The organism is Flavobacterium pectinovorum (assembly GCF_900142715.1).
Classification (GTDB): domain Bacteria; phylum Bacteroidota; class Bacteroidia; order Flavobacteriales; family Flavobacteriaceae; genus Flavobacterium; species Flavobacterium pectinovorum.
This window is the reverse complement of sequence record NZ_FRBX01000001.1, coordinates 531,314-544,585: the sequence shown is the minus strand read 5'-3', so window position 1 is coordinate 544,585 and position 13,272 is coordinate 531,314. Positions and strand designations below refer to the sequence as shown.

Here is a 13,272-nt window from a genome sequence, read left to right as displayed (position 1 = left end):
ATTGAAATTAAAAATTAATGTTTAAGCCCAATAAATAAGTTCTTGGAACAGGATAAAATCCGTAATCGATTCCGGCACCAATTGGCGATTGAGAAACTCCGTCTCGATTTGTAGGTCCAAATGAAGCACCCGGATCAAACCCTTTGTATTTAGTAAATGTGTATAGATTATTTACTCCGGCATAAAGTCTTAGCTTTGTAATTCCAGCTTTTTGAGTCACTTTCGGATCAAGTGTATATCCTAATTGTACATTTTGAATTCTGAGATAAGATGCATCTTCAACAAAATAATCTGATAACACATTGTTTGCCGTAGCTCCTGTAGTTACTTTTGGTACAGAATTACTTGTTCCTTCACCTGTCCATCTGTCTAAAACATAATCAAGACGATTGGCATCTGAAAGTGTTCTTTCGTAGTTACGAACCATATCATTTCCTACTGATGCAAATGTATATACGGCAAAATCAATGTTTTTATAATTTAACTGAATATTGAAACCCATTGTAGCATCTGCGATTGGATCGCCAATATCTGTTCTGTCTTTGGTATCAATTACTCCATCACCATTTATGTCTACGTAACGAATATCACCCGGAGAAGCATTTGCTCCTAGAGCTAATTGCGATGGATGAGCCTCAACTTCGGCCTGATTCTGAAAAATTCCATCGGTTTTATATCCATAAAAATATCCAATTGGTTTTCCGGCTTCCATGCGTGCTGCAGCTGGTTGACCTACTCCAAAAGAACCTTGTTCGATAAAACCGGTTCCGTTATTTACTTCTATAACTTCATTTTTAAGAAAGGTTACATTATAACCTAATGTCATTGAAAATGAATCTGAAAATTTCTCTTTGTAGTCTATTGCAAATTCAAATCCTGAATTTCTCACAGTACCAGCATTCATTGTTGGAGCACTTGCCCCTGGAGCACCAACTCCTATAATTCCTGAAACCGGAATATTTGGTATTAATAAATCTTTTCTGGTATCGATAAAATAATCTGCGACTACAGAAACTTTATCATTGAATAATCTTAAATCTAAACCAGCATCAAACTTTTTGGCTTCTTCCCATTTTAAATCCGGATTTGGTATTTGTCCCGTTGCCGCACCATTTACTAATAAACCATCAAATACATAAGTTGCTTCACCATTTAAAATACTTAAATACCCATTATTCGGTATTTGATCATTTCCTAAAGTTCCATAACTAACTCTGAATTTTAAGAAGTTAAACGTTTGTGATTCTCCAAAAAAACCTTCGTCAGAAGCAACCCATCCTGCTGTAAAAGACGGGAAATATCCCACTTTATTACCCGGACCAAATTTTGTTGAGGAATCTCGTCTGATCATTGCTGAAAAAAGATACTTTCCTTTATAATCATATTGTGCTCTTCCAAAATAAGAAATCCTTCTTTGATCGTAAACGTAACCACCCGTATTTAAAGCAGTTGGCAAACCTTTAGTTAAAGAAAGATCTGCAAACTCCCATGAATTATTTGGCACATCATAACCTGTTGCAACGGCAGAATTTCCCCATTGTTTATAGATTGTATTACCTAATGTTGCTGTAATATTATGGTTCTCTGCTATTTTAGTATTATAAGTTCCATAAATATCAAATGAATAGTCATTATCGTTTACAGTTCTTTGCGTTACAGAACTTCTCTGAACATCAAAAACTTTTCCTCCATAACTTATTTGCGGATCAAATGTTTTGCTTTCACTATTTGCGGTATTAAATCCTATGGAGCTTGATAACACAAATCCTTTGAAAATTTTATAATCTAAACCAAAGTTTCCGTTTAGTTTTTTATAATTATAATCGTTGTATGTGTTTTCAATTTGTGCCAGCGGATTAATAATTTCTGTTCCAAATCCTGTTGTACTTGGCACTAATGTAAAATTGCCGTTTGCATCGTACGGACTTAATGTAGCCGGTACGTTTAAGGCATTAAATAATACAGATCCTAATCCGTTTTCATTAATTGTTTTTCTGTTAAAATAGGTATAGATTACATTCGTTTTAAGTTTGAATTTATCACTTAAATCTGCTCCTAATGCTATTCTGGCAGTATTTCTCAGATAACCTGATTTGTCGCCGCCAACAACACCTTCCTGATCCAGGTGTGAGCCACTAATAGAATAGGTAATTTTTTCAGACCCTCCGGAAATTGTCAAATCGCTGTTTAATAACGGAACGCCTTTTCCTAAAACTTCTTTTTGCCAGTCTGTTCCTTTTCCTAAACCGCTTACATTTGGATAAGGAATTGCTCTTCCGCCATTGGCATAACTTTCATTTAATAACAAAGCATATTCTGTAGCATCAAGGATCGACAATTTTCTCGAAGCTTCCTGAAATCCGGTGTAGCTATTAAAAGAAATTCTTGTTTTTGAGTTTTTCTTTCCCATTTTGGTTGTAACCAAAATAATCCCGTTTGCACCAATAGTTCCATAAATGGCTGCTTGAGCATCTTTTAAAACCGTTATGGTTTCAATATCGTTCGGGTTTAAAACATTCAGGTCTCCAACATAGCCGTCAATAATCGTAGTGGGTCCGTTTTGTCCGTTTGTAGCAATACCACGAATACGAACATCTATAGGCGCGCCGGGAGCTCCAGATTGTGTTGTAACATTTACACCGGAAATTGTTCCTTGTAATGCCTGCTCAATTCTTGCCGGTTTCAGGATATCAAGTGTTTTACTATCCAGAACAGAAACTGCTCCTGTTAGTTCTCTTTTCTTTTGGCTACCATAACCAATGACAACAACTTCGTCTAGAGATCTGGTGTCGTCGCTCATCTTAACAGTAACTTTTGGTCCTGAAACCACAACTTCCTGCGTTCGGTAACCAATATAACTTAAAACAAGTGTGGTGCCGTTTGAAACACCGCTAAGTTTAAAAGATCCGTCGAAGTCTGTGGTTGTGCTTTGAGACGAACTTTTAACTTTTACATTTACGCCCGGCAATGATAAACCTGAGCCATCCAGTACAGTTCCGGTTACATCAAAAGTCTGCGAGAACGCAAAAGATGTAAACAGTAACAATACCATTAATAATAATTTTGGTTTCATAATTAGTTAGTTTTTTATTGAAGCTAAAATATCCTATCCTTTTAAGAATACGATAAAACTAACCACAACAAAAAACATACATCACAAAAAAAATTACTTAAATTTAATATATGACAAAAAATAGCGCTATTTACCTAGAAAATCATAATGTTAATTTCTTTAACAAATAAGTGTAATAAATACAAGAAAACGTTAATGTTGTGGTCTTGTATAGGTGTTTTTGAAGGAATTTCTGACTTCCTATACAGCTAGGATATATTCGACCAAACCGATTTCATGCTGTAGATCCATTTTTTTACGCAAACGATATCTTTTAATTTCAACACTTCGAACAGAAATATTAAACAAAGGCGCAATTTCTTTAGACGAAAGGTTCAGTCTAAGATAGGCACAAAGTCGCAAATCATTCGGAGTAAGTAACGGATGCAGCTGTTTAATTCTCTTTAGGAAATCTTTATCGGCATTATCAAAAGCTTCTTTAAAAACCTTCCAGGAATCTTCTTCGGTAATATTATCGTTGATGGTTCTTATAACAGATTTGATGTTTTTATTATCGTCTTGCGAAGTCTTTTTTAAATCCTCTTTTATAAAAGCCAAAAGTTCGTTTTTGCTATTTAAACTCATTGTCGAGACTGCCAATTCCCTATTTTTATTATCCACATCCTGAGATAATTGTTCGTTTCTAAGTTTCATTAATTGCTGCTCGTTTTCAAGCTCTTTAATCTCAAGCAGAAGATTGTTTTCTTCAATTAATTTCTCTTTTTGCTTTTGATAAAAATTACGATAGGCTTTATTGATAAAATAACCAATAACAATCAACAGCAGCAAATAAATAAAACACGCCAGATTGGTTAAATACCAAGGCTTTAAAACCACAAAAGTATAAGTTGCCGTATTTTGCAAAAGTGTATTAGCATATTTCGCACGAACTTTGAATGTATATTTTCCCGGAGATAAATTTTTAAAATTAACCGACGATTTCGTGCTCCATTCGCTCCATTCATTCTGAAAACCTTCTAATAAATACTGATATTCAGAGTTGATGTATTTGTTGTATTCCGGAACGGTGTAATTTAAAGTAATGTTATTTTCATTTGATTTAAAACTTCCTTCATCATTTAAAACAACATTCTTTAAAATCTGGTTTTGCTTATTAATAAAAATACCGGATATAGAAACAGCATAGTTTTTAAAACTCAAATCGTCAATATTAAGCGTATAATAACCATCTGTAGTTCCTATTAAATACGTTGATTTTGAAATTTGTGTAATATTCTCAAAACCCAGCATCGAATTAGTTAAAGAAGACGGAATCGGAATTACATTCTGTTTTAACTGATTACTCAGTTTGCTTGAAGAAAAATAATGAATGTAATTTTTAGAAAACAGCCAGATTTTATTCGACTGATCTACAATTAATTTACCCGAAGTATATTCGTCTTTTTCAAAAATAGAACTTAATAATTTATCCTTTTCAAACTGTTTTGTAGTTGGATTTAATTTAAAAATCCCGCCTTTGTATGCGTAATATATCGCATTATTAAATTTTGTTAAACTGGCATTTTTTCCTTTTTTTGGAGAAGAATAAGCATGAAATTCTTTGATTTTTGAAAACGAATTATCCAGTTTAAATCTAAAAATCCCTTTGTATTCATGGCTTACATAAACTTCAAGATTTGGCGTTATTTCAAAATATCTTGATGAATAATTAAAACCTTCTATTTTATTTCTGAATTTCCATTGCTTATTAACTTTCTCTAAAACTGAAATTCCGTAGTAATTTCCCTGAAGCAAAATGTTTTTATTATTTGGCGAAGGCTCAAACTTCCATGTTCCCGAACCTCTAAAAATAGTATTGGCCGAAGTATTTTCTACAATAAAAGTTCCCGAATCATGGGCGCAAAAAAGCGTATTATCATAAGCAAACAAAGACCAAACTTGTCCTTTTGTTCCGTTTATAAACTGAAAATTATCTTTGCTTTGGTATTTTTTACAAAACAATCCCTGATTTGTTCCCACATAAAGCATTCCGTTGTGAGAGATTGAGGCGTAAACGGTTCCTAAAACCCCTGTATCGTCTGTAAAACTATGCACAGGCGTTTGCAGATTGATGCAATTGATTCCGTTATCAAGACCCACCCAAACATTCTGATCTTTATCTTCAAACAAAGACAAAGCTGTATTGTTACTCAGTCCTTTGCTTTGTGAAATATGATAATTTAATTTTCCCGTATTCGATAAAATAAAAATTCCGTTAGAAACAGTTCCCAAAGCATAACTTCCGTCCTGAAGTCGTTGGCTGCTGTACACAAAACCCGATTTTATCTGCGCATCAACTTCTGTTGCAAAAGGCGTTAAAGCTGTTCCTGTAAGTTTATAAAACCCATCTAATTGCGTCTGAATCAGCAAACCATCATCAATAGTAAAAACATTAACAATTGTATATTTTTTCAGAATTGGGTTATCAGAAATCAATTTTCCTTTTCCTCCTTCTATTTCAAAAAGACCTTCGTTTATGGTTTGATAATAAATTGAATTTTTAGTGCTAAATGATTTTATAACACCATTTTTAGGTGAAATAATTTTAAAGCTTTTTGTTTTGGTATCATAAATATAAATTCGGTTCAAAGACTGAAATAATATCCATTGATCGTATTTTAAAATGTTCCAAAACTGTTCGTCATCAAGGATTTTATTCTTGATTGTATCACTTAGCGAAGTATATTTTAATTTTCCGTTTGCCTGTCTTGTCCAATAACCAAAATTCATATAACAGCCTGTATAAACCTTGTTGTCAATCACTTTTACAGATCGCATGATGGTTTCATTTGGCGTTGGATATAATTCCCAATTTGTGCCATTATATTCTAAAAGTCCATCATTATTGGCAAAATACATGCGATTTTGGTCGTCCTGCGAAATCATCCAGCTTTGATTTCCGGCACCGTAAACAGTTGAAGGATATTTTACAATTGGCGGTAATTCCTGAGAAAACAGGACAAAACCCATTAAAAAACAAAGAATAAAAAGTTTAGTTTTCAAAATTTGGTCAGAATATTAAAATAGTATTAAAGCAGTTCTAAAATAGGGTATTTTTCTATTAAAACAATAATTAATTTAAACACATAGAAACATAGATTTTGGAATCCTAAAAAGGCATTTCACTTCATTTAAATACACAAAGAATCGTAATTTATTTCACGCAGATTTAAAAGATTTAAGCAGATGGACGCAGATTATTTATTTTTAATTTAAAATCTGCTCAGATCTGCAAAATCTGCGTGAAACAAAATTATTCAGCTAAGCAATTAGTTAAAATTTGTAACAATCTCATTAACAAAACTCAATTCAAAATTGATTACTTTTGTAAAAATTGACTTTTTTTATGCAAATTGATCTTTCTACACTAGACCCCAAACATAATATCATCATTAAAGGAGCGCAGGTACATAATTTAAAAAATGTAGATGTTGCTATTCCCCGAAATAAACTTGTAGTCATTACAGGGCTTTCAGGCTCAGGAAAATCGAGTCTGGCTTTTGATACTTTATACGCCGAAGGACAGCGTCGTTATGTGGAGAGTTTATCATCATATGCACGCCAGTTTTTGGGCAGATTAGACAAACCAAAAGTAGAATATATTAAAGGGATTGCTCCGGCAATTGCCATTGAGCAAAAAGTAAATACAACAAACGCGCGTTCTACAGTAGGAACTTCTACTGAAATCTACGATTATATTAAACTTTTGTTTGCCAGAATTGGGCGTACTTATTCGCCAGTTTCAGGTCAGGAAGTCAAAAAAAATACCGTTACCGATGTTGTTTCTGATGTAAAAAATTTTGAATTAGACAGCAAATGGCTGTTACTTTCCCCTATTCATCTTGAAGAAGGGCGCCAACTCGAGGATAAACTTAAAGTGCTTTTGCAACAAGGTTTTGCGCGTATTTTGGTTGATAACGAAATGGTTCGTCTGGACGAGTTTACGCCAACTGATCTTCATAAATTAGACAATAAAGATATTTTATTGATCATTGACAGGATTGTTGTTAAGGATGAAGAAGAATTCTACAATCGTCTTGCAGATGCCGTGCAAACAGCTTTTTTTGAAGGAAAAGGAATTTGTTATCTTCAGGAATTAGGTACAGATAAAAGATTCTCATATTCTAATAATTTTGAATTGGACGGAATTACATTTTTGGAACCTAACGTGCATTTGTTCAGCTTTAATAATCCCTACGGAGCTTGTCCGGTTTGCGAAGGCTACGGAAATATTATTGGTATTGATGCTGATTTAGTTGTTCCAAATACCTCTTTATCCGTTTTTGAAAGTGCTATTTATCCTTGGCGAGGCGATAGTATGAGCTGGTATAAAGATGAATTGGTAAAACATGCCTATAAATTTGATTTCCCTATTCATAAACCTTATTTCGAGCTTACAGATGAGCAAAAAGATATAATCTGGACAGGAAATAAATATTTTCAGGGATTAAACGGTTTCTTTAAAGAACTTGAAGAAAAAAATTATAAGATTCAAAATCGTGTGATGTTGTCTCGCTACCGCGGAAAAACAAAATGTCACGCTTGTCGCGGAAAACGTTTACGAGAAGAAGCATCATATGTAAAAATTGGCAGCAAAACCGTTTCTGATTTAGTTGATTTACCAATTAAACATTTGGTTACTTTTTTCAAAAATCTTGAACTAAATGTTTACGAACAGCAAATCGCAAAACGTTTAATGCTTGAGATAAACAATCGTCTATCATTTTTAACAGAAGTTGGTTTAGATTATTTAACCTTAAACAGAAACTCTGCTACACTTTCGGGAGGAGAATCGCAACGTATAAACCTGGCAACTTCATTAGGAAGCAGTTTGGTTGGTTCGATGTATATTCTCGACGAACCAAGTATTGGTTTACACCCAAAAGACTCTGAAAGACTGATTAAAGTTTTGCTTTCACTTCGTGATTTAGGCAATACGGTGATTGTCGTTGAGCATGACGAAGATATTATGAAAGCTGCCGACATGATTATAGATATTGGTCCGGAAGCTGGAACTTTTGGAGGAAATCTTGTCGCTCAGGGAACTTATGATGAAATTTTAAAATCAGAATCCTTAACCGCTAAATATTTAAATGGAGATTTAGAAATTTCAGTTCCGAAGAAAAGAAGAAAATTCAAAAATCACATTGACATTATTGGCGCCAGAGAAAACAATTTAAAAAATATTAATGTAACCTTTCCTTTGGATGTTTTAACGGTAATTACCGGAGTTTCAGGAAGCGGAAAAAGTACCTTGATTAAGAAAATTTTGTTTCCGGCCATGCAGAAAAAACTGGAAAGTGCTGCCGAAAAAGCGGGTCAGTTTAGCGACATAACAGGTTCTTTTTCGCAAATAAAACATATTGAATATGTTGATCAAAACCCAATTGGAAGAAGTTCAAGATCGAATCCTGTAACTTACATTAAAGCATACGACGACATTCGTGATTTGTATGCCAAAGAAAAATTATCTAAAATAAGAGGTTATCAGGCCAAACATTTTTCTTTTAACGTAGATGGCGGCCGATGCGAAACCTGTAAAGGAGAAGGCTCTATAAACGTCGAAATGGTATTTATGGCCGATGTTTCGTTGCCATGTGAAACTTGTGGAGGAAAACGTTTCAAAAAAGAGATTCTGGAAATTAATTTTGACGAAAAAAACATCAACGATATTCTGACAATGACTATTGATGATGCTATTGTTTTTTTCGAAAAAAATAAACAAACCAAAATCACTCAAAAATTACAGCCGCTTCAGGATGTTGGTTTGGGATATGTGCAATTAGGACAATCTTCTTCTACCCTTTCCGGCGGTGAAGCACAACGTATTAAACTGGCTTCATTTCTAGTAAAAGGGGCTACAAAAGATAAAGCTTTATTTGTTTTTGATGAACCAACTACGGGTTTACACTTTCATGACATCAAAAAGTTAATGGCTTCGTTTGATGCACTAATTGAAAAAGGACATTCTATAATTGTAATTGAACACAATCTTGACCTGATAAAATGCGCCGACTGGATTCTGGATCTTGGTCCCGAAGGTGGAGAAAACGGTGGTTATTTATTAGCATCCGGAACTCCTGAAGATATTGTAAAAGTAAAAGAATCTGTAACGGGAATTTATTTAAAGGATAAACTTTAATAATAAATTCCAAATTAAAAATTCCAACCATCACGCTCTTATTCCTGCAAGGTTTCCAAAACCTTGTAGGTATTACAATATTTAGATTTTAAACTTTATGTGATTTAAATCTATACATACAAGGTTTTGAAAACCTTGCAGGAAAGCAAATCTTGTTTTAAGAATATTTCCAAATTAAAAAATTCCAAATTCCAACAGCGTAATTACGTATTGGAATTTGGAATTTATTTTTTGAAATTTAATTTCTTTTAAGCAACCAAACATCTTTCTTCAAACGGCAAACCATCCTCGTCAATAGCAACCAGTATTTTTTTCTTTTTTGATGCTTCCAAAGTAAGGTAAAGCCATGCAAATGACCATAATCCTAAGGTCAGGCAAAAAATGGTAAAATTCAGACCATGATTAACGACCTTTCCTCCTTTAGAAAGAACGGCAAAAAGCAATTTGTCATTTCTTTCTTCAAGCGTAAATCCATTATGAACTTTATTTGATATCATATTAGAAAATACCTGTAAGCTCTGTTCCTGACTAAGTTGACTCTTTTTCATAATTATCAATTAATATTAACCAAACTATTACTGCAATTATGTTTGTTTGAGCAAAAACAACCAGTAATACTCTCAGAATAAAAACATTACAACTTTACTTTTATTGCATTTTATAAGATATTATTTATTTAATGAATTAAAGCAATGATAAATTCTTATATAAAATTAAATTTTATAATAGTAATAACAAACAAACCACTGTTAAAATTTTAAGGTTTCAATCTGTACAGCAACACTTTAACCTTTATTTCTAATACTAAAAGATGGCGCTTCATAATCTTTTCCTAAATAGTTCACTGGAATCGTTGTCGTATTTCCGTCTCTCAAAGCATTATAATGTGGTGACATAATTTCAATTCCTGCAGCATTAAAGGAATCCTGGATATTTTGATGCAGGGAAGAATAAATTCTGGGTTGTTTTGTAGGTTCTTTTGTATAGACATTTATTTGATAAGAAACATAGAAATCATCCAAACTGGTTTGCAGCACAAAAGGTTCCGGTGTTTTCTCTGTCATATCTGTTTTTAAGGCGGCCTCTATTAATGCTTTATGAATAGCTGCCCACGGAACATCGTAACCAATTGTAACAGTTGTATGAATTAAAAGACCGTTTGTAGCCTGCTTTGTATTTGCAGAAAAATTGGTTGAAGTACTTGATAAAACGGTCGCATTTGGTATTGTTATGTCTTCAAATTTTGGTGTTCTTATTCGGGTTACTAATGCTGTTTTTTCAATTACTTCTCCGCTTACATCACCAATTTTAATAAAGTCGCCAATTTTAAACGGACGCATATAAGTAATTACCAATCCCGCTACCATATTTGCAATTGCATTTGAAGATCCTAATGAAAATAAAACCCCAACAAATACAGAAACACCTTTAAAAATTGGAGAATCAGATCCTGGTAAATACGGAAAAATAATAACGAGCATAAAAGCATACATTAACAACCGAATAATATTAAATGTTGGCATTGCCCAATCGTTATAAAAGCCATCTATTTTTATGTTTTCCTTTTTTATCTCATCAAAAAAGAACTTAATGATTTTTATAGAATATCTAAAAATGATAATAATAACTATTATTGTTACCAAGCTTGGCAAGAAACCAACAAATCCCATTACGGCTAATTTTGCAGGGGTTAAAATCCATCGTAATAAAGTTGTGGTATAAGCTTCTGTAGCAGGAAAAATACTAAACAGAACAGGCAGCGAAAAATAAACTATTAAAATCAAGGTAAAGATCTTAACAAAGCCAAACAACCGTATCAACAAAAATTGCTGTTTATGCGGCGAAAGAATATTAATATTGTTATAATTAAAGCCTTTGAAATACCTGTCGCTATTTTTTAAAAGATAAAGTTTTATACGATTGAAAATTTTTCCAACCACAAACAAAACAACTCCAATAATTAAAATTAATAATGCTGTATATCCAAATCGTTTAGGCAATTGCGAATAGTTTTCATTTTGATAAATAACTGCTTTTTTGATCAAATTCAGATTTCGTTTTGCAATATAAGCAGCAGTTTGATTTTCGATTTTTGCATCAATATCCAAAATAGACATGATAATAAAATCACCTTTATACGTGATATCCTGAGAAATATCTGAAGGAACAACTATCAGAGAATCTGATTCAAAAAAAGAATCATGATAAAGTTTTCTGATTTTTTCTGTAATAGCATTTGCTCTGTTCTCTGCAGAAAAAGAACCAACTTTATTATATACATAAAAAAGGGTATCCTTAAAAGGAGAAACCGGATATCCTTTTAAGGAAACAGTTTTCTGTGCCGTTTTTATGGTATCATTTTGGGCAATCGCGAAGGAAGAAAATAAAACAACAAACAATACTAGAAAACAAAGTAATTTATTTTTCATATTCTGTTATAAATAAGTTAGTTATCCTTCTAACAAATATAAAACAAAATAGAATTGAATTTAGATTACTTTCTGTTTTCTCAATAAAATCGTACTAAATTTTAAAACCTATTTTTCTCAAAAGACCATCAATTACCTTGTTGATATCTGGAGAAATATCAAACTTATAGTTTAAATAAACATATAGGATTGTTACCAATATCGATTTTAAAGCAATACTAATTAATTGATAAAAAGGAAATTCCCAAAAATAAAACATTAAAAACAATACAAAAGTTAGTAGCATTGAATAAATAGTTTGTTTTGTAAATGGATATAAATCAATCTTTTTTACCACAAAAAGTAATTTTGCCAAACTATATAATGTAATAGATAATAAAGTCGCAAATGCAGAGCCTGTAATTCCAAAAATTGGAATAAAAATCATGTTTAAGACTATTGTTAAAAACACTAAAAGCAGTCCTAAATACAATACCATTCTGTAATATTTTGTATTAAAAATAATAGCGTTATTGTTTCCTAATATCAAATCAAAATATTTCGACAAACCAATCATAAATACAACTGAAATTCCTCCGCTGTATTCTTTTGGAACTAATTCATACAATTGATTGATATTTACAAAAATGCATAACATTACATAACCACCAACCATTTGTAAATTTATCGATGTCTTTTTATATAGGTCATTCAATTCGTCATGTTTGTTGTCGTGCATTAATTTTGCCGTAATCGGGTATACAATTTGGTGCATCGCGCGACTTGGAACCGAAATTACCAAAGCAATGTAAGTTGCTACAGAATAATAAGCAATATTCTCAATTTTCATGTATTGATTCAGCATCAATTTATCGCCGTCTAAAAGTAAATTGGCCACACTTCCTGAAAGAATAATGAAAAAAGTGTACTCCATAACATCTTTTACATTCTGAGGAATATTAATCTGAAACTTAGGCTTTTTAATGTAAAATGCATAAAACATGGTTATTAAAAACGCAATAAAATATATCGCTGCAGTTAAATAAACAAACTGCACTAATGTTATCCAGTCAAGATATAAACCTACCAAAGCTACTGTCGAGAATAATCTTAAACCAACTTCCTTAATAAAATTTCCAAAAACAGAGTGCATATGAACTCTTGCCCAGGCATAAAAAATCTCAAAATACGCCATGCAAATCCCAATAAACGGAATTAAATACATAAACTCTTTTACAACAGGATTTTCCTTAGAAACAAAAGCGGTAATATCATCAAAGAAAAAGATTCCGATAATCCCTAGAGGAATACACATTAAAACGGGAAACAAAGCTGTAAAGGACAGAAACTGTTCTCTTTCCTCTTCTGTTTTATACTGTGAATAAAATTTTACCAGCGTATTTTGCATTCCAATGGCAAATAAAGGCATAATAACATTTGCTGCCGAAAGAATATAATTAGTTAAAGCATAATAGGTTGCACCTAAAAAAACAGGGTATAAATAAAGTGTATTAATGGCCCCGATACCGAAACCTATATAAGTAATTATAGTATTTTTGAAAGACTGATTTAAAACAATACCCATTTTTGGATTTCTGAATTTAGATTTT

The 13,272-nt window shown here is 32.4% G+C and carries 6 protein-coding genes; 1 reads left to right on the top strand and 5 read right to left on the bottom strand.

Annotated features, from left to right (window positions below):
- Positions 1–7 precede the first annotated feature (7 nt).
- Together BUE22_RS02125 and BUE22_RS02120 are read right to left on the bottom strand one after the other, a co-directional pair.
- Entirely contained in the window at positions 8–3,073 is a 3,066-nt protein-coding gene (locus tag BUE22_RS02125) for a SusC/RagA family TonB-linked outer membrane protein (RefSeq protein WP_073393445.1), read from the bottom strand.
- Positions 3,074–3,313: 240 nt separating this feature from the next.
- Positions 3,314–6,115: a triple tyrosine motif-containing protein gene (locus BUE22_RS02120; protein ID WP_317043519.1), complete on the bottom strand. Its 2,802-nt coding sequence runs from the start codon at positions 6,113–6,115 to the stop codon at positions 3,314–3,316.
- A 343-nt stretch (positions 6,116–6,458) separates the two neighbouring features.
- Here BUE22_RS02120 and uvrA point away from each other — a divergent pair, with 343 nt between their 5' ends.
- Positions 6,459–9,254 (top strand): excinuclease ABC subunit UvrA, encoded by a 2,796-nt coding sequence (gene uvrA, locus BUE22_RS02115; protein ID WP_073393439.1) that lies wholly within the window; start codon positions 6,459–6,461, stop codon positions 9,252–9,254.
- A 248-nt stretch (positions 9,255–9,502) separates the two neighbouring features.
- On the opposite strand, the gene BUE22_RS02110 is transcribed toward uvrA, so the two are convergent.
- The 3 genes from BUE22_RS02110 to BUE22_RS02100 form a co-directional block, all read right to left on the bottom strand.
- Complete coding sequence (locus BUE22_RS02110) at positions 9,503–9,751, bottom strand: hypothetical protein (protein ID WP_243396799.1); 249 nt, start codon at positions 9,749–9,751, stop codon at positions 9,503–9,505.
- 288 nt (positions 9,752–10,039) lie between these two features.
- Positions 10,040–11,683: a mechanosensitive ion channel family protein gene (locus tag BUE22_RS02105; RefSeq protein ID WP_073393434.1), complete on the bottom strand. Its 1,644-nt coding sequence runs from the start codon at positions 11,681–11,683 to the stop codon at positions 10,040–10,042.
- A gap of 94 nt (positions 11,684–11,777) precedes the next feature.
- Complete coding sequence (locus BUE22_RS02100) at positions 11,778–13,247, bottom strand: oligosaccharide flippase family protein (protein WP_073393431.1); 1,470 nt, start codon at positions 13,245–13,247, stop codon at positions 11,778–11,780.
- Positions 13,248–13,272 lie beyond the last annotated feature (25 nt).

What these genes read in the sequence shown, in the direction of transcription:
- BUE22_RS02125 (WP_073393445.1), bottom strand. Translation starts at nt 3,073, where the DNA reads ATGAAACCAAAATTATTATTAATGGTATTGTTACTGTTTACATCTTTT.
- uvrA (WP_073393439.1), top strand. Translation starts at nt 6,459, where the DNA reads ATGCAAATTGATCTTTCTACACTAGACCCCAAACATAATATCATCATT.
- BUE22_RS02110 (WP_243396799.1), bottom strand. Translation starts at nt 9,751, where the DNA reads ATGATATCAAATAAAGTTCATAATGGATTTACGCTTGAAGAAAGAAAT.
- BUE22_RS02105 (WP_073393434.1), bottom strand. Translation starts at nt 11,683, where the DNA reads ATGAAAAATAAATTACTTTGTTTTCTAGTATTGTTTGTTGTTTTATTT.
- BUE22_RS02100 (WP_073393431.1), bottom strand. Translation starts at nt 13,247, where the DNA reads ATGGGTATTGTTTTAAATCAGTCTTTCAAAAATACTATAATTACTTAT.